The organism is Seohaeicola saemankumensis (genome assembly GCF_042678485.1).
In the GTDB taxonomy this organism is placed as follows: Bacteria; Pseudomonadota; Alphaproteobacteria; order Rhodobacterales; family Rhodobacteraceae; genus Seohaeicola; species Seohaeicola saemankumensis.
Map to the genome: position 1 here is coordinate 389,728 of NZ_JBHTKR010000003.1, position 16,512 is coordinate 406,239.

A 16,512-nucleotide genomic window follows, 5' to 3' on the forward strand; every position below is an offset into this window, starting at 1 on the left:
TTTCCGGCAAGAAGAAACGACTGGCGCGGATCAGCGCCAGTCGAAGAAACCGGGGCCGGCCTGCTTGAGCAGGGATTGCGCCATGTCGCGCGCCATGTCCGGCGCGTCCGCGATCGGGGCGCTGCGGTCATCGGCGATCTTTTCCGACCCGTCCGGGCGCAACACTTCGCCGCGCAGGCGCAGGGTGGTTCCGTCCAGCTCGGCCAGGCCGGCAATCGGCGTCTCGCAGGATCCGTCCAGCATGGCAAGGAAGGCGCGTTCCGCGGCAAGGCGCTGGCCGGTTTCAACGTGATGAATCGCCTCGAGCATGGCAGCAGTATTGGTGTCATCGGCGCGCCGTTCGATTCCGATGGCGCCCTGCGCCACAGCCGGCAGCATGTCGTCGGGCGAGATGGCGCCGCGCGCCACATGGGCCATGCCGAGGCGGTTCAGCCCGGCCTGCGCCAGGAAGGTGGCGGCGGCCACGCCATCGGCCAGTTTCTTGAGCCGTGTCTGCACGTTGCCCCGAAATTCCACCACTTCCAGATGCGGGAAGGCATTCAGAAGCTGCGCCCGGCGGCGCAGCGAAGACGAGCCGACACGTGCGCCTTCGGGAAGATCCTTGAGTGCCGCCACGTCCTGCGCCACGAAGGCGTCGCGCACATCTTCGCGTGGCAGGTAGGTATCCAGCAGAAGCCCCGCCGGTTGCAGAACCGGCATGTCCTTCATCGAATGCACCGCGATGTCGATGGACCCGTCCAGCAGCGCTTCCTCGATCTCGCGCGTGAACAACCCCTTGCCGCCAATATCCTTGAGCGGGCGATCCTGAATCGCATCGCCGGTGACCTTGATCACCACGATGGCGAAAGCCTCCTCGGGCAGGTCGAATGCTGCCATCAGACGCGCGCGCGTCTCATGCGCCTGGGCCAGAGCCAGCGGGGAGCCACGGGTGCCGATCTTCAGCGGTGAGGCGGGTGTGGGGCGTGTCAGTGTCATGAGACAGTTGTTAGTGATGTCAGACAGGCCTGACAAGCACCAGATGCTTGACATCCTTGCGCCCAAAGGGGACGAAACTGTCAACCGAAGGGAACAAATATGACCGATAAAACGATTTTGCGGGCGCTTGCCGGGGAAACGCTGCCCACACCGCCGATCTGGATGATGCGCCAGGCGGGCCGCTACCTGCCGGAATACCGCGCCACGCGGGAAAAGGCCGGGGATTTCCTGTCTTTGTGCTACAACAGCGAACTGGCCGCAGAAGTGACCCTGCAACCGATCCGGCGTTACGGGTTCGATGCGGCGATCCTGTTCGCCGATATCCTGTTGGTGCCGCAGGCGCTTGGTGCGGATCTGTGGTTTGTCACGGGCGAAGGCCCGCGCCTGTCCACGATCACCTCGCAGGCGGGCGTTGATGCGCTCAAACCCGTGGAGGCGATCCACGAGACGCTGAACCCGGTCTACGAGACAGTCCGCATCCTGCGCCGCGAACTGCCGCGTGAAACGACGCTGATCGGTTTTGCCGGCGCGCCCTGGACCGTCGCCACCTATATGATCGCGGGGCAAGGCACCAAGGATCAGGGCCCGGCCCATGCTCTGAAAGCACAGAATCGGCCCGTGTTCGAGGCACTTCTGGCGCGGATCACGGCCGCCACGATCGAATACCTGTCCGCGCAGATCGACGCGGGTGCCGAGGTCGTCAAGCTTTTCGACAGCTGGGCGGGATCGCTCAAGGGTGCCGATTTCGACGGCTATGCGCTGGCCCCCGCGAAAGAGATCATCGCGGCGCTGAAGGCACGCCATCCCGGCATTCCGGTCATCGCCTTCCCGCGCGAGGCGGGCGAGAAATACATCGGCTTTGCACGCGCGACCGGCGCCGATTGCGTGGCCGTGGATGATTCCGTCACCGCGGAATGGGTGGCGCAGCATGTTCAGCCCGACAGCTGCGTGCAGGGCAACCTCAAGTCGTCCCATATGGTGACGGGTGGCCAGGCCCTGGTGGACGAGACCCGGCACATCGTGCAGGCGCTGAAAAACGGCCCGCATATCTTCAACCTGGGTCACGGGATCACCCCGGATGCGGACCCGGCCAATGTGCAACTGATGATCGACACGGTGCGCGGGGGCTGACGCCCCGCGCATCATCCCGCCGGGGTCGTCAGACCCACTTCGCCAGCGGCGGCAGGCTCATCAATACGGCATTCGCGTCATGGCCGGTTTCCAGACCGAACTTGGTGCCCCGGTCGTAGACAAGGTTGTATTCGGCATAAAGGCCGCGGTGTATGAGTTGCACGTCCTTGTCCGCTTCGGTCCAGGACTGGGTCCTGCGCTTTTCGACCAGCGGCAGATAGGCGGGCAGGAAGGCGCGGCCAATGTCCTGGATCAGCGAAAAATCCGCCGCCCAGTCGCCGGTATTGTGATCGTCCAGGAAGATGCCGCCCACGCCGCGCGCGCGGCCCCGGTGCGGGACGAAGAAATACTCGTCCGCCCATGCCTTGAGGCGCGGGTAATGCCCCGCGCCATGCGGGTCCAGATGGGCCTTCTGCACAGCATGAAAATGGGCGGTATCCTCGGCATATTCGATGCAGGGGTTCAGGTCGGACCCGCCGCCGAACCACCAGGCGCCAGGGGTCCAGAACATGCGGGTATTCATGTGGACAGCCGGGCAATGCGGGTTCTGCATATGCGCGACAAGGCTGATGCCGGATGCCCAGAAGCGTGGATCATCCTCCATCCCCGGAACGCCGCGCGCGGCCATGGCCTTTTGCGCGCGCGCACCCAGGGTGCCATAGACGGTCGAGATATTGACGCCGACCTTCTCGAACACGCGGCCCCCGCGCATCACGCTCATCAAACCGCCCCCTGCGTCCGAGCCATCCTCGGACGACCGCCTGGTCTGCGTTACCTCGAACCGGCCTGCCGACAGGCTGGCCGTGGGCCCCTCGGTCTGGGTATCCTCCAGCGCTTCGAAGGCAGCCACGATATCGTCGCGCAACTGGCGGAACCAGGCGGCGGCGGTATCTTTTTCGGTCTGCATGGCCGTGGCGATTGTCGAGGTCTGGGTCATCAAGGCGTCCTGTCAGGGTTTCGTAATCTCTGTCAGAAAACCTAACAGCCGACAAAGCGCAGCGCCAGACGCCCGTTACGCCCCCGCCGCTTCTTCTTGCCGCAAATATCCCGGGGATGGTCGAACGCAGTTCGACCTACGGGGCAGCGCCCCGATCCTGTCCTCGCCGATCAATGCGCCGGCGCGATCACCGGATCCAGCAGGCCCCGCCCGCCATCCACCGTCATGATCTGCCCGGTCATGAAGCTGGAACAATCGGACGCCAGATACTGCACCGCTTCGGCCAGTTCCGATGGCGGCGCGATGCGGCCCAATGGCGTGCGCGCGATGATCTGGTCGCGATAATCCGGGTTGTCCTTGATCGCAGCTTTCAGGCTGGCCGACATGACGGACCCGAAAGCGACCGCATTGACCCGGATACGGTGCGGTGCCAATGCCAGCGCAAGCGAGCGGGTCATCTGGTCCAGCGCCGCGGTCGAGATGGAATAGCCCATCAGGTCGGGATGGGTGCGCTGCGCCGCAAGGCACGAGATATTGACGATGGTGCCCGCCGCCTCGACCTCTTCCTGGTCCTCGGTCTGCTTGATCATCCGCCGGGCGACCATCTGCGACAACCTGAGCGATGTCAGCAGGTTCTGCTCCAGCAGCGTATCCACCGAGACGTCTTCGGGGTCCAGCGCATCGGTCGTGACGATCTGGCGCGCGCCGTTGACAAGGATGTCCACCCGGTCGAAGGCGTCGATCGTGGCCGACAGAAGGTTTGCTATGGTCAGGCGTTCGCGCAGGTCGCCTGCAAAGTAGCGGTGGCTGTTGCCATCCTCGTTCGGGCCGAATTCCTTGCGCAGACGATCCTCGTCGAGGTCGGCAAAGATGACGTTCGCGCCCTTGTCCAGGAAATGCCTGCCGATGGCATTGCCGATTCCATAGGCGCCTCCGGTCACGATGGCGGTCTTGCCGCTGATGGAAAAGGACATGTCGTGTCTCCGTTGTTCCGGGGAAAGCTAGCCGATCTCAGCGCTTATGGCGAGACGGCTGCGACGTGGGGCGCGCGGCCACGAGAATCTTGAACCTGTTGTCGCCGGCAAGCTCGCTGACCTCGGAGAAATGCTGCGCCAGCACGGTCTCGTAGGGCAGGTGCCGATTGGCGACAAGCCACAGTCGCCCTTGCGGTGCCAGCATCGCGGCGGCTGCCGCGATGAAGGCGCGGCCCAGATCGGGATCAGCTTCGCGGCCACTGTGAAAGGGCGGGTTCATCACCACCGCATCCACCGGGGATTCGGGCCGCCATGTGGTTGCGTCCGCCCAATGAAAACGCGCACGCGGGTCGGTGACATTGGCCCGGGCGCATTCAAGGGCCGCGTGATCGGCCTCGACCAGATCAATCGATCTGACCGTGTCCCGCGCAAGGATCCGCGCCGCCAGATAACCCCAGCCCGCGCCAAGATCGACCACGCGCGCGCCGATCTTTTCGGGCAGGCTGTCCGCCAGCAAGCGCGAGGCCGGGTCGATTCCATCGGCTGAAAACACGCCTTCGGCTGTCAGGAACCCATCCTCGACGGGCTGTGCCCCCCGTGCATGCCAGTCATCGGGCATGGGCCGCGCGGCGAACCACAGCAATTTGCCATGCGCCTTCGACAGCACCATCGGCGACAGGCCCTGTCCGCGCAGATCGCGCAGCATCGATTCGATCCCGTCGGTCTTTTGCCCGTCCACGATCATCAGGCCGCCCGCCCCGACAAGGGCCGCGGCCGCGGCCAGCAGCGCCCGGCCCCGCGCCTTGGCGCGCGGCAGGCAGACCAGCGCCACGGAACAGGGTTCCTTGGCTTCGCGTTCACAAGGGTAGCCCGCTGCGGCAAATGCATCGTGATCCGGCTTGAACCCGGTGATCACCATGATCCTGTCATGCGGCAGGCTGGACAGGTCGGTTCCCGCCTTCGGGCCGAATACGGCGATCATGCCATCTTCGGGCAGGGTCAGGTCGCCCCCCGACAGGGCAAGCGACAGGCGCTCTGACAACATCTGGTTATTCTTTTTCCATGGTGCATTGCAGCGGGTGCTGATGGCGTCGCGCGAAATCCATGACCTGTGTCACCTTGGTTTCCGCAATCTCGTGGCTGAAGACGCCAACCACGGCCAGACCCTTCTTGTGCACCGTCAGCATGATTTCGAAAGCCTGCGCGTGGGACATACCGAAGAACCGTTCCAGCACATGCACGACGAATTCCATCGGCGTGTAGTCGTCATTCAGCAAGAGCACCTTGTACAAAGGCGGGCGCTTTGTCTTCGGCCGTGTCTGAAGCACAACCGAGGCATCGCCTTCGCCGTCTTTCTTGTCAGACATCATGATAGGCCGCTGGATCATCTGGCGCTGTTTCGCTTTTGCAGTCATGCTGAGGTTTGGTTTGCAGGGTTTATATAACCTCTATGGCCCGATAGGAAAGAGGCTGCTCCGGGATCGATGGGCAAGAGATGCAGAATCTGACCACAATCGGCTTTGATGCGGATGACACGCTCTGGCAGAACGAGCGGTTTTTCCGGCTGACGCAGGCGCGTTTTGCCGAACTTCTGCGCGACCATGCAGCGCCCGAGCATCTGATGGAACGCCTGCTTGCCGCAGAGCGCCGCAACCTTGGCCATTACGGGTTCGGCATCAAGGGGTTCGTGCTGTCGATGATCGAAACGGCGATCGAGGTGACGGAAGAACGGGTTCCGGCCAGCGTGATCGCCGAGTTGATCGCCGCCGGTCAGGAGATGCTGCGCCACCCGATCGAGCTTCTGCCCCACGCGCAAGAGGCGATCGAGGCCCTGGCCGGCACGCATCGCGTGCTGCTGATCACCAAGGGGGATCTGCTGGACCAGGAACGAAAGCTGGCGCAATCGGGACTTGGCGATCTGTTTCACGGGGTCGAGATCGTGTCGGCCAAGACCCGCCCGGTCTATGAGGCTATCTTTGCGCGCCATGGCGACGGTGCGGCGCGCGCGATGATGGTGGGCGATTCCATGCGCTCGGATGTGGTGCCGGTGATCGAGGCTGGCGGATGGGGGGTCTATGTGCCCCACGGTCCGGCCTGGGAGATCGAAAAGGCAGCGCCCCCCGTTCAGGCCCCCCGCTACCGCGAAATCCGGAACCTGACGGCCCTGCCCGATCTGGTGCGTGACATCGGTTAAAAACCAGGCAGCCGTTGCCTGACCACGGGGGTTTCCTGACATCCGCGTGAGGGGCCTTCCACCATCTCCCGGCATGAAGGCGGCATCATGACCATACCGGTTGATGCACCACATCGTGGTGCCACAACATGTTGCGGCAAGTGCCTGAAAACCACACAACCTGACCAAGAAAGGTGTTTGAAATGAGCACTTTATTCAACACAACTCATGTGGTAGCCTGAAGGCATAAAAATTGACCGACCGAAACATCGGCGGCGTGAGGCAGAAGGCAGTGACAATGAAGGTTCGGCGCAGGCAGCCGGCCCGATACGGGCTATTTATATTCACGACACTTTGGTTGATCGTGGTGCTTCCGTTCAGCGTGAGGGCAGCGCCCTACGCCGCGCTGGTGATGGATGCGCGCAACGGCGAGGTCCTGCATGCCGAGAATGCCGATACCCGGCTGCACCCCGCCTCTCTGACCAAGATGATGACGCTCTATGTTGCCTTCCAGGCGATCGAACGGGGCGAGATAAGCCTTGATACGGTCGTGACGATCCCTGCCGCCGCCGCGGCCGAGCCGCCAAGCAAGTTGGGATTGCGCGCCGGGCAAAAGATCAAGCTGCGTTACCTGATCCGCGCGGCAGCGGTCAAATCCGCCAATGACGCCGCCCATGCCATCGGAAACGCCATCGAAGGGTCCGAGGCCGCCTTTGCCCGCCGCATGAACCGTACCGCTGCGGCGATGGGCATGACACGCACCACCTTCAAGAACATGCATGGCCTGACGGAAGAAGGGCATATGTCGACCGCACGCGACATGACCATCCTGGGCCGTCACCTGCTTTATGATTTCCCCGAATATTACAACCTGTTCTCGCGTCGCTCGACCGATGCGGGGATCGCACAGGTGAACAACACCAATCGCCGCCTGCTGGATGCCTATCGCGGGGCCGACGGGATCAAGACGGGCTATACCCGCGCTGCGGGCTTCAACCTTGTCGCTTCGGCTGAACGGGGCGACACAAGGATCATCGCCACGGTGTTCGGCGGACGCTCGACCGTGTCGCGCAATCAGCGTGTGGCCGAACTTCTGGACCTTGGCTTCAAGAAGGCACCATCGCGGGTCGCGCTACGCAAGCCGGTCAAGCCCGATGCGGTCCCCGGTCGCGGCCCTGGCCAGGGCGATGTGGAAACGCAAGTCGCCTCGGCAGGCGCCACAAGCGGTGGCCGGCCCGCGGCGGGCAAGACAATCCGCCTTGTCACGGCTGTGTCATCCAGCTTGCGGCCCGTGGCCCGCCCCGGACCGGGCATGCCGGCCCCGGTCCTTGTGGCGCTGAAGGACGATATCTCGCAAGCGCTGAGTGAAGTTGCCGCACAGACCGCGGCGCTGGAAGTCGCCGAAGCGCAGGCCGCGCCGGCATCCTCGGACGTGGCGGTTACCGTGTCATTGACACCGCCCGCCGCAATCCCGGACCGTCCCGCCACGGCATCGGCGGAAGGCCCGACACCCGAGGTCCTGGCCGAGGTTCTGGCCGAGGTCGAGACCGAAAGCACGGATGAAGAGGTTGCCGAACTGACCGAAGCCGTTGTCGCGGCGACAGCGGAACTGCCTGCCCTGACCGAAACTGTCGCATCTGAAACCGCCAAAACCGAAACGGTCGAGGTTGCCGCCGTGGCGCCGGTCGCGCCTGTTGCGCCTGCGGTCAGTCCGGCGCTGGCCGCAATCAAGCCGCGCGCGCGCCCCGAAGGTTTGGTGGTTCTGGCAAGCCTGCCAACAGAGACAGCATCGGCCAGCGACACGCCGACCCCACAGACCACGGCAGCGCGCCAGCTCAGCCAGGAACCCGAGGTCGTGACGCGCCTGAGCACATCGGGCGGGCGTCACTGGGGCATCAATGTCGGTCGCTACGGCAACCGGCACGCGGCAGAGAAGATGCTGCTGCAGACGGCCCTGACCGAGATCAACACGCTGGACGGCACCCTGCGAAAAGTCGTGCCGGGCGGTGGTGGATTTGACGCCAATTTCATGGGTATGACCCGGGAATCCGCCGATCTTGCCTGCCGCAGATTGCAGGCGCGTCAGGTGCAGTGTGCCATGATCGGGCCAAGCTGATCCAAGATTGCAAGCGTGCAGGGGGGCTGTCTGCCCCCCGATATCGAACAGAGTTCGATATCCCCCCCGAGGATATTTGCGGCAAGAAGAAACGGCAGGCGCCGTTCAGGGTTTGGGGTGGTCGTCCCAATCCTTGTTGAGAATGCGGCGTGCGTCGCCTTCGGGGTCGTCATACTGGTTGCTGCGCACCGTGTAGAGGAACGCCACAAGGCCGACGCCCCCCAGAAGCAAGGATATCGGGATCAGGTAAGACAGCACATCCATGGGATTACTTGAGCCTCAGCGCGTTGAGCGAAACGGTGATCGAGGATAGCGACATCGCCAGTGCCGCGACCAGCGGCGTGGCAAGGCCGATCACAGCCACGGGAACCGCGATGACGTTGTACCAGGTGGCAATGCGGAAGTTTTCCTTGATGCGGCGGATGGCCGATTGCGCGGTTGTCAGAGCCTCGCCAATGGGTTCGAGATCGCTGCCCAGAAGCACGATATCCGACGCGACCCGCGCCGCATCCAGAGCAGAGGCCGGCGAGATCGACACATCGGCGGCGGTCAGGGCGGCGGTGTCGTTCAGCCCGTCCCCCACCATCAGCACATGCTGCCCTTCGGCCTGCAATTGTCCGATGCGCGCCGCCTTGTCGGCGGGCAGCGCATCGGCTTGCCATTCGGGAATGCCCAGGCGCGCCGCCAGCGCCGCCACGACCGGTTCGGTATCGCCAGACATCAGGATCACGCGCTTGCCTTGCCGCATCAGGTGCTGCACCGCATTTGCCGCGCCGGGGCGCAGGCGATCGGTAAAGGTGAAGGCGCGCGGCGCACAATCGCCGATGGCCAGCCAGGCGGCTGTCTCGGCCCCGGGGATCGCCCCGGTCCATGCGGCGCGGCCCAGGCGCACGCGCTGTCCACGCCAGGTGCCCTGGGTTCCGTAACCCGGCACCTCGGCCAGGTCCGCGATATCAGCGGGCGCGATCCCGGCCGCACGCGCCGCATTCGCCAAAGAGACCGCCAGAGGGTGCGACGACACATCAGCCAGAGCCAGAGCGATTGCGACATCATGGCTGTCATGGTCGGCAAGATTGGTCAGCTCGGGCGTGCCAGCGGTCAGCGTGCCGGTCTTGTCGAAAACGACCGTATCGACCTGCGCCAGACGTTCCAGCGCCGTTGCATCCTTGATCAGCATGCCCTTGCGGAACAACCGCCCCGAAGCGGCGGTGGTCACGGCGGGAACCGCCAGGCCCAGGGCGCAGGGGCATGTGATGATCAGCACGGCCGCCGCGATATTCAGGGCCGTTCGCACATCCCATGAATAGAGATACCAGCCCAGGAAGCTGAGCGCGGACAGAATGTGAACCCCGGGCGCGTAAAGCTTGGCGGCACTGTCGGCCAGCGAGGTATAGCGCGACCGGCCGCTTTCGGCGATGGCCACCAGATCGGCCATGCGGTGCAGCGAGGTGTCGCGCCCCACGGCGGTGGCACGGATCGTCAGAGGCCCTGTCAGGTTCACCTCGCCCGCGGATACGGCGCGACCGGGTTCGGCGAATACGGGCAGGGTTTCGCCGGTCAGCAGCGAGCGGTCGATCTCGGACCGGCCATCGGTGATCAGGCCATCGACGGGCATCCGCCCACCGGGGCGCACCAGTATTAAATCACCGAGTCGCAATTCGGCCACCGGAAGCTGCACCTCGGCCCCATCGCGCAGGGCAATGGCGCGGGGTACTTCAAGCGCCGACAACTCTTGCGCGGCCGATCGCGCGATGGCGCGGGTGCGGTGATCCAGGTAGCGGCCTGTCAGCAGGAAAAAGACCAGCGCCACGGTCGCGTCAAAATAGGCGTGATGCCCCGACAACGCCGTTTCCCACAGCGATGTGGCCAGCGCCAGCACCAGCGCCAGCACGATGGGCACATCCATGTTCAGACGCCGCGCGCACAGGGCCGACCAGGCGCTTTTGTAGAAGGGCACCCCAGAGAAGGCGAGGGTCGGCAGGGCAATCGCCGCCGATATCCAGTGGAACAGATCGCGCGTGGCATCCGTGGCGCCCGACCAGACCGCCACCGACAGCAGCATGACGTTCATCATGGCAAAGCCCGCCACCGCCATCCGCATCAGCAGATCGCGGCCCGCGCGGTCGTTCTGTGTCACGGACAGGGTGCCGGCGTCCAGCTCATGCGCCTCATAGCCCACATCTTCGAGGACCTTGACCAACTGGTCGGGCATGATCGCGGGGTCGGCCTCGACCGTGGCGCGCCGCAGGGTCAGGTTCACCCGCGCCGATCGCACACCCGGCACCGCGGACAGCGCCCTCTCGACCGTCGAGATGCAGGCCGAACAGTGGATCGTCGGCAAGGACAGCGCAATCTGGGCGTCCTTGTGCAGGGCCTGTTCCGCCAGGGCCTGCGCACCGGGCGCGGCAACACAGGCGGGACAGGCCGAAATCGAGGGGCGCATTGCTGCGGTCATGGGTCAGATCTTCCGGTTCAGCGGATCACATGCAGGATGACGCGCTGGGTGAACTGGGTGCCGTCCTCGGCAAGGGCGGTCATGCGGATATTCCAGTTGCCATCGGCCAGGGTCACCGGGGCCACATAGGATGTGCCATCGAAGATGAATTCGGGGCGGATATCGTCGGCCACATGGGTGGCACGGCCAATCACCGCATCCAGCCCACCGACGCGGACAGGCTGGCCCTGCTCATCGGTGATGCTCAGGACAACCTCGCCCTCGGCCGCATCGGCGCGCACGGTCCATCGCAGGGCTTCCTGTGCGGCCTTGCGCGCGTCGAACTGCTGGCTGGCGACGTAGGAGTTCTTGACTTCGAGCCCCGGAAAGGTGGCCACGGCGGACCAGGCCAGCACCAGGTTGACACCGATGATCACGCCGAAGGCTCCGACGAAGATCATCAGGACATGGCGCCCGGTCAGTTGTTTCTCGGCCTTCATTGTGTTCTCCCGTTGAAGATCGTGTCCTTGTAGACGCGGAGGTCGTTGGTCATGTCCTGCACCCAGATGCGGATATCGACACGGCCCTGGGTGGCCGCCGGGGTGCCCGGTTCGGCCACGACATAGACCCTTTGCAGGAAGGTGGTGTCAGCCGGGACCATCACCGTGTCACCTTCCACCGATTCCAGCGCGACCGTGAAGGGCTGATCGCCCTCGACCGTGACGCGGAAGGGATGATCCTCGCCCTGCTTGTTCAGCAGGCGTACGTCATAGGTGTTGCGGATCGACCCGTCCGACAGGACCACGAAGGTGGGGTTGCGGATCGGGGCCACTGTCATCTCGATATCCGAGCGGACCAGAAGCGCGATCATCAGGCCCACGCCCACCAGCGACCACAGGCCGGTATAAAGCATGGTGCGCGGGCGCAGCACGTGTTTCCAGATCGGTTTGGGCGCATGACCCGCGCGCTCTGCCGTCTCATCCGTCAGGGCCATGTAGTCGATCAGGCCGCGCGGCTTGCCGATCTTGTCCATCACGTCGTCACAGGCGTCGATGCACAGCGCGCAGGTGATGCATTCCAGCTGCTGCCCGTCACGGATGTCGATCCCCATCGGGCAGACATTCACGCAGGCCATGCAATCGATGCAGTCACCAAGCTGCTCAGCGCCCTCGCCCTTGCGATGCTTGCCGCGCGGCTCGCCACGCCAGTCGCGATAGGCGACGGTCAGCGTATCCTCATCCATCATCGCGGCCTGGATGCGCGGCCAGGGGCAGGCGTAGATACAGATCTGTTCGCGGGCGAAACCGCCAAAGAAGAAGGTTGTCAGGGTCAGGATCAGCATTGTGGTATAGGCTACGGGATGCGCGTTCAGCGTCACCAGATCGCGCGCCAGCGTCGGCGCGTCGGTGAAATAGAAGACCCATGCGCCGCCTGTCGCCAGCCCGATCAGGAACCACGAAATCCATTTCGTCAGCCGCAAGCGGGCCTTTCGAAGATCCCATTTTTCCTGCCTGTGCAGGCGCAGGCGGGCGTTTCGGTCGCCTTCGATCCAGCGCTCGACCAGGATGAACAGATCAGTCCAGACCGTCTGCGGACAGGCATAGCCGCACCAGACACGGCCCAGTGCCGAGGTGAACAGGAACAGCCCCAGCCCCGCCATGACCAGAAGGCCCGCGATGAAGTAGAACTCATGCGGCCAGATCTCGATCCAGAAAAAGAAGAAGCGGCGGTTCGCAAGGTCGACCAGCACCGCCTGATCCGGCAGGTTTGGTCCACGATCCCAGCGCAGCCAGGGGGTGATGTAATAGATACCCAGCGTGACCGCCATGATCACCCATTTGAGGTTACGGAAATTGCCCGATACGCGGCGCGGAAAGATCGGTTCGCGCGCGGCATAAAGGCTTGGCGGGACATCTGGTTCGGTCTGGGACACAGGGGGAATCGCTCCGTCACCTACTTGCTTGATGGCCCCTTGTCACAGGGTTGCGCCGGCGCAGCCTTGACCTGCATCAAATATTGACTCTGCGAGGTATCTATTCCGCAACGTCATCGCCATGGGACATGAAACAGGCGGCTTTCGGCAAGATGGTCCTGACATGGCAACCGCCACCCCCCCCCGGCGGAACCGGCGTGGGTGGCGGCGCTCTGCGGACCGGTCAGGGAGGGCCGGCCACGACAAGGCGGCTGGAAGTCCGCCTGTCGAATAAATTGGTGCCGGCCTTCCAGGAAACGCGCGAACAGGACGGAAGGTCCGGCACCGACCCTTGGGCGTTTGTGGCGCCCAAGGGTATCTCAGGGGGCGATTACTCGCCGCCGCCCAACTGGTGAACATAGGTCGCCACTGCGCGGATCTCGGCCTCGCTCAGGCGGTTGGACCAGGACGGCATCACGCCGAAGCGCGAATAGGTCACCGAATGGGTCAGCGTGTCGTGGTTGCCGCCATAGAGCCAGATGGCGTCGGTCAGGTTGGGCGCACCCTGCGCGCGGTCCCCTGTGCCGTTTTCCATGTGGCAGGCGGCGCAGTTATCCTGGTAGACGACCGATCCGGCCTCGACCAGGGACGCATCCTGCGGCGTGCCCGACAGGGACATGACGTAGTTCACGACCTGATCAATCTCCTCCTTGGCCAGGATGTCGCCAAAGGCAGGCATCTGCGACCAGCGGGCGTCGGGGTCTTCCTCGTTGCGGATACCGTGGGTGATCGTGGTGTGGATCGCCTCGATATCGCCGCCCCAGAGCCAGTCATCATCCAGCAGGTTCGGATAGCCCGACGCCGCGACACCCGCCGCGCCCGATCCGTGGCACTGCGCGCACCAGGTCCGGAACACGGCGGCACCGGCCGATGTGGCATAGGTGCGCAATTCGGCGTCATCCGCGATCGCCGTCAGATCGGCCGAGGCCAACTGCGTGTTGATCGTGGCATTGGCCGCTTCGGCCGCGTCGATTTCGGCCTGCACATTCGCCCGGGTCGACCAGCCCAGAAGCCCGGGCGAAGCCGCCTTGATACCCGGCCAGGCAGGATAGGCGATGGTATAGAGCACACCCCAGAGGATGCAGGCATAGAAGGTCCAGAGCCACCAGCGCGGCAGGGGATTGTTATATTCCTGGATGCCGTCCCAGCTGTGGCCGGTCGTGTCCACCTCGGGCTTCCTAGAATTGTTCTGCGGTTGCTTTGCCATGTCCTCACGCCTCCTTGGCGTCGCGGGCGCGGGCAGGCGTGTCACCTGCGGCGGCGGGTTTGTCTTCATGCCGGAACGGGATGTCGGCCACGTCGCGATAGGTTTTCGTGCTTCCGGGCCGCATCACGAAGATGACAATGGCGACGAAGAACACGAACAGCGCCAGAAGCATCCAGCTGTCGGCGAATTGGCGCAGAAGGGAATAGGTTTCCATCTTGTTGCCTCCTTACCGGCTTGCGTCGGGCGTGAAGGTCGAGAAATCGACCAAGGTGCCCAGCATCTGGAGATAGGCAATCAGCGCATCGGTTTCCGAAATGCCGGGCTGCCCGTCAAAGTTGCGTACCTGCGCGCCGGGATAGCGTTCCACCAGCCCGTCCCAGTCGCCGTCAGGATCGACCTGCACCGCGAAATCGGCACTGGCGTTTTCGATCATCTCGTCGGTGTAGGGCACACCGACCATGCGATGGGTCGCCATCAGCTCTTCGATATGCTCGCCGTCGATCAGCCGGTTTTCCAGAAAGCCGTATTTGGGCATGACCGATTCTGGGACCACCGATTGCGGGTCACGCAGGTGGACCAGATGCCAGTCATCCGAATAACGCCCCCCCACACGGGCCAGATCCGGCCCGGTCCGCTTGGATCCCCATTGGAACGGGTGGTCATACTTGCTTTCGGCCGCCAGCGAATAGTGGCCGTAGCGTTCCACCTCATCGCGCATCGGGCGGATCATCTGGCTATGGCAGACATAGCAGCCTTCGCGGATGTAGACATCGCGCCCGGCCAGTTCCAGCGGGGAGTAGGGGCGCACGCCCTCTACGTCCTCGATGGTGTTTTCCAGCCAGAACAGCGGAGCGATCTGCACGATCCCGCCCACGGTCACCACAAGGAAGGCGAAGATGGCCAGCAGCGTCACGTTCTTTTCGAGAACGGCGTGTTTGTCGAGAATTGCCATTTGTCCGGCCCTCCTTATTCAGCCGGGACTGCGGAATGCGTGGCCTCAACGGCCGGCGCGCGCTTCACAGTCATCCAAAGGTTGTAGCACATGATGATCGCGCCCATGAGGAACATGATCCCGCCCAGACCGCGCACCACATACATCGGGAACTTGGCGGCCACGGTGTCGGCAAAGCTATTCACCAGGAACCCGTTGGCATCCACTTCGCGCCACATCAGGCCCTCCATGATGCCGGTCACCCACATGGCGGCCGCGTAGAGAATGATGCCGATGGTGGCGAGCCAGAAGTGCCAGCTGACCAGCGACAGGCTGTAAAGCCGCTCGCGGTTCCACAGTTTCGGCACCAGGAAGTAGAGCGCGCCGAAGGTGATCATGCCGTTCCAGCCCAATGCGCCGGAATGCACGTGGCCGATCGTCCAGTCGGTGTAATGCGACAGCGAGTTGACCGCGCGGATCGACATCATCGGACCCTCGAAGGTGGACATGCCGTAGAAGCCCACGGAAATCACCATCATGCGGATGATCGGATCCGTACGCAGCTTGTCCCATGCGCCCGAGAGCGTCATCAGGCCGTTGATCATGCCACCCCAGGAGGGCATCCACAGCACGATCGAGAACACCATGCCCAAGGTCGAGGCCCAGTCAGGCAGCGCGGTGTAATGCAGGTGGTGCGGACCGGCCCAGATGTAGATGAAGATCAGCGCCCAGAAGTGGATGATCGACAGCTTGTAGCTGAACACCGGCCGTTCGGCCTGTTTCGGCACGAAGTAATACATCATGCCCAGGAAACCGGCTGTCAGGAAGAAGCCCACGGCGTTGTGGCCATACCACCACTGCACCATTGCATCCTGCACACCCGAGAAGACCTGAACGGACTTGGACCCGAACATCGAGACCGGGATGCTGAGGTTGTTGACCACATGCAGCATGGCCACGGTGATGATGAAGGACAGGTAGAACCAGTTGGCCACATAGATATGCGGCTCCTTGCGCTTGACCAATGTGCCCAGGAACACGGCCAGATAGGCCAGCCAGACAATGGTCAGCCACCAGTCGACGTACCATTCGGGTTCGGCGTATTCCTTGGACTGGGTGGCGCCCAGCAGATAGCCGGTTGCCGCCAGCACGATTACCAGCTGGTAGCCCCAGAAGACGAACCAGGCCAGGTTTCCGCCCCACAGGCGCGCGGCGCTGGTGCGCTGGACCACGTAGAAGGATGTGGCGATCAGGGCGTTACCCCCGAAGGCGAAGATCACTGCCGATGTGTGCAGCGGACGCAAGCGCCCGAAGTTGAGGTAACCCTGCGCCCATTCGAAATTGAGTACCGGAAAGGCAAGCTGAAAGGCGATGATCACGCCAACCAGAAACCCTACAACCCCCCAACCAGCGGTGGCGATCACCCCGGCGCGCACGACGCCGTCCATGTATTCTCCGGACAGATCACGCTTCACAACCGGTTCCCCGGTCTGGCGCAAGGTCCAGAGAAAGATCCCGCCCGCTGTTGCCGCCACGATCAGGGCGTTCACCAGATAGGCAAGGTCACGTGCGTAATTGGCTGCAATCAACGCGAAAAGCGTGATGAGGCCAAGCACGATCAGCTTGATATAATTCAACATTTTGCGTCCCTTTTGTCCTGTC

Annotated in this window: 16 protein-coding genes; 3 read left to right on the top strand and 13 right to left on the bottom strand. The window is 63.6% G+C overall.

Features of this window, described 5'->3' with window-relative positions; all coding sequences use genetic code 11:
* Positions 1 to 30: 30 nt before the first annotated feature.
* On the bottom strand, positions 31 to 975 hold the full coding sequence (gene hemC, locus ACFQ3C_RS08825) for a hydroxymethylbilane synthase (protein WP_380790671.1): 945 nt from the start codon (positions 973 to 975) through the stop codon (positions 31 to 33).
* Between the two features lie 99 nt (positions 976 to 1,074).
* On the opposite strand from hemC, the gene hemE reads away from it, so the two are divergent.
* The gene (hemE, locus tag ACFQ3C_RS08830) at positions 1,075 to 2,106 is read left to right on the top strand and encodes a uroporphyrinogen decarboxylase (protein WP_380790674.1); all 1,032 of its coding nucleotides are present in this window, start codon (positions 1,075 to 1,077) and stop codon (positions 2,104 to 2,106) included.
* A gap of 28 nt (positions 2,107 to 2,134) precedes the next feature.
* Here the strand turns inward: hemE and hemF are convergent, their stop codons facing one another.
* From hemF to clpS, 4 genes are all read right to left on the bottom strand, one after another.
* A complete protein-coding gene (gene hemF / locus ACFQ3C_RS08835) occupies positions 2,135 to 3,043 on the bottom strand; it encodes an oxygen-dependent coproporphyrinogen oxidase (protein WP_380790677.1) in 909 nt (302 codons plus the stop codon).
* Positions 3,044 to 3,213: 170 nt separating this feature from the next.
* Positions 3,214 to 4,017, bottom strand: coding sequence for an SDR family NAD(P)-dependent oxidoreductase (locus ACFQ3C_RS08840; protein ID WP_380790680.1), 804 nt, complete (start codon positions 4,015 to 4,017; stop codon positions 3,214 to 3,216).
* Positions 4,018 to 4,054: 37 nt separating this feature from the next.
* The gene (locus ACFQ3C_RS08845; protein WP_380790683.1) at positions 4,055 to 5,062 is read right to left on the bottom strand and encodes a class I SAM-dependent methyltransferase; all 1,008 of its coding nucleotides are present in this window, start codon (positions 5,060 to 5,062) and stop codon (positions 4,055 to 4,057) included.
* A 4-nt stretch (positions 5,063 to 5,066) separates the two neighbouring features.
* Entirely contained in the window at positions 5,067 to 5,405 is a 339-nt protein-coding gene (gene clpS / locus ACFQ3C_RS08850) for an ATP-dependent Clp protease adapter ClpS (protein WP_380790686.1), read from the bottom strand.
* Between the two features lie 107 nt (positions 5,406 to 5,512).
* Here clpS and ACFQ3C_RS08855 point away from each other — a divergent pair, with 107 nt between their 5' ends.
* Both ACFQ3C_RS08855 and ACFQ3C_RS08860 read left to right on the top strand, forming a co-directional pair.
* Positions 5,513 to 6,211: an HAD family hydrolase gene (locus ACFQ3C_RS08855; protein WP_380790689.1), complete on the top strand. Its 699-nt coding sequence runs from the start codon at positions 5,513 to 5,515 to the stop codon at positions 6,209 to 6,211.
* Positions 6,212 to 6,488: 277 nt separating this feature from the next.
* Positions 6,489 to 8,306 (top strand): D-alanyl-D-alanine carboxypeptidase family protein, encoded by a 1,818-nt coding sequence (locus ACFQ3C_RS08860; RefSeq protein ID WP_380790692.1) that lies wholly within the window; start codon positions 6,489 to 6,491, stop codon positions 8,304 to 8,306.
* 105 nt (positions 8,307 to 8,411) lie between these two features.
* Here ACFQ3C_RS08860 and ccoS read toward each other — a convergent pair whose 3' ends face one another.
* The 8 genes from ccoS to ccoN all read right to left on the bottom strand — a co-directional run bounded on the left by ccoS (position 8,412) and on the right by ccoN (position 16,490).
* A complete protein-coding gene (ccoS, locus tag ACFQ3C_RS08865) occupies positions 8,412 to 8,570 on the bottom strand; it encodes a cbb3-type cytochrome oxidase assembly protein CcoS (RefSeq protein WP_380790695.1) in 159 nt (52 codons plus the stop codon).
* Between the two features lie 4 nt (positions 8,571 to 8,574).
* Positions 8,575 to 10,761: a heavy metal translocating P-type ATPase gene (locus ACFQ3C_RS08870; protein WP_380790699.1), complete on the bottom strand. Its 2,187-nt coding sequence runs from the start codon at positions 10,759 to 10,761 to the stop codon at positions 8,575 to 8,577.
* A gap of 17 nt (positions 10,762 to 10,778) precedes the next feature.
* The gene (locus ACFQ3C_RS08875) at positions 10,779 to 11,240 is read right to left on the bottom strand and encodes a FixH family protein (RefSeq protein WP_380790702.1); all 462 of its coding nucleotides are present in this window, start codon (positions 11,238 to 11,240) and stop codon (positions 10,779 to 10,781) included.
* Positions 11,237 to 12,673: a cytochrome c oxidase accessory protein CcoG gene (gene ccoG, locus ACFQ3C_RS08880; RefSeq protein ID WP_380790705.1), complete on the bottom strand. Its 1,437-nt coding sequence runs from the start codon at positions 12,671 to 12,673 to the stop codon at positions 11,237 to 11,239. The genes ACFQ3C_RS08875 and ccoG overlap by 4 nt, the downstream gene beginning before the upstream one ends.
* Positions 12,674 to 13,043: 370 nt before the next feature.
* The gene (gene ccoP, locus ACFQ3C_RS08885; protein WP_380790708.1) at positions 13,044 to 13,919 is read right to left on the bottom strand and encodes a cytochrome-c oxidase, cbb3-type subunit III; all 876 of its coding nucleotides are present in this window, start codon (positions 13,917 to 13,919) and stop codon (positions 13,044 to 13,046) included.
* A gap of 4 nt (positions 13,920 to 13,923) precedes the next feature.
* Entirely contained in the window at positions 13,924 to 14,133 is a 210-nt protein-coding gene (locus ACFQ3C_RS08890) for a cbb3-type cytochrome c oxidase subunit 3 (RefSeq protein WP_380790710.1), read from the bottom strand.
* Positions 14,134 to 14,145: 12 nt separating this feature from the next.
* The gene (gene ccoO, locus ACFQ3C_RS08895; protein ID WP_380790712.1) at positions 14,146 to 14,871 is read right to left on the bottom strand and encodes a cytochrome-c oxidase, cbb3-type subunit II; all 726 of its coding nucleotides are present in this window, start codon (positions 14,869 to 14,871) and stop codon (positions 14,146 to 14,148) included.
* A gap of 14 nt (positions 14,872 to 14,885) precedes the next feature.
* Entirely contained in the window at positions 14,886 to 16,490 is a 1,605-nt protein-coding gene (gene ccoN / locus ACFQ3C_RS08900; RefSeq protein WP_380790714.1) for a cytochrome-c oxidase, cbb3-type subunit I, read from the bottom strand.
* Positions 16,491 to 16,512: the final 22 nt, after the last annotated feature.

Excerpts from the sequence above, each read along its gene's own strand:
- ccoO (WP_380790712.1), bottom strand. The coding sequence starts at position 14,871 with ATGGCAATTCTCGACAAACACGCCGTTCTCGAAAAGAACGTGACGCTG.
- ccoS (WP_380790695.1), bottom strand. The coding sequence starts at position 8,570 with ATGGATGTGCTGTCTTACCTGATCCCGATATCCTTGCTTCTGGGGGGC.
- ACFQ3C_RS08875 (WP_380790702.1), bottom strand. The coding sequence starts at position 11,240 with ATGAAGGCCGAGAAACAACTGACCGGGCGCCATGTCCTGATGATCTTC.
- hemF (WP_380790677.1), bottom strand. The coding sequence starts at position 3,043 with ATGACCCAGACCTCGACAATCGCCACGGCCATGCAGACCGAAAAAGAT.
- ACFQ3C_RS08860 (WP_380790692.1), top strand. The coding sequence starts at position 6,489 with ATGAAGGTTCGGCGCAGGCAGCCGGCCCGATACGGGCTATTTATATTC.
- ACFQ3C_RS08855 (WP_380790689.1), top strand. The coding sequence starts at position 5,513 with ATGCAGAATCTGACCACAATCGGCTTTGATGCGGATGACACGCTCTGG.
- ccoN (WP_380790714.1), bottom strand. The coding sequence starts at position 16,490 with ATGTTGAATTATATCAAGCTGATCGTGCTTGGCCTCATCACGCTTTTC.
- ACFQ3C_RS08870 (WP_380790699.1), bottom strand. The coding sequence starts at position 10,761 with ATGACCGCAGCAATGCGCCCCTCGATTTCGGCCTGTCCCGCCTGTGTT.
- ACFQ3C_RS08890 (WP_380790710.1), bottom strand. The coding sequence starts at position 14,133 with ATGGAAACCTATTCCCTTCTGCGCCAATTCGCCGACAGCTGGATGCTT.
- clpS (WP_380790686.1), bottom strand. The coding sequence starts at position 5,405 with ATGATCCAGCGGCCTATCATGATGTCTGACAAGAAAGACGGCGAAGGC.
- hemC (WP_380790671.1), bottom strand. The coding sequence starts at position 975 with ATGACACTGACACGCCCCACACCCGCCTCACCGCTGAAGATCGGCACC.
- ccoP (WP_380790708.1), bottom strand. The coding sequence starts at position 13,919 with ATGGCAAAGCAACCGCAGAACAATTCTAGGAAGCCCGAGGTGGACACG.
- ACFQ3C_RS08845 (WP_380790683.1), bottom strand. The coding sequence starts at position 5,062 with ATGTTGTCAGAGCGCCTGTCGCTTGCCCTGTCGGGGGGCGACCTGACC.
- ACFQ3C_RS08840 (WP_380790680.1), bottom strand. The coding sequence starts at position 4,017 with ATGTCCTTTTCCATCAGCGGCAAGACCGCCATCGTGACCGGAGGCGCC.
- hemE (WP_380790674.1), top strand. The coding sequence starts at position 1,075 with ATGACCGATAAAACGATTTTGCGGGCGCTTGCCGGGGAAACGCTGCCC.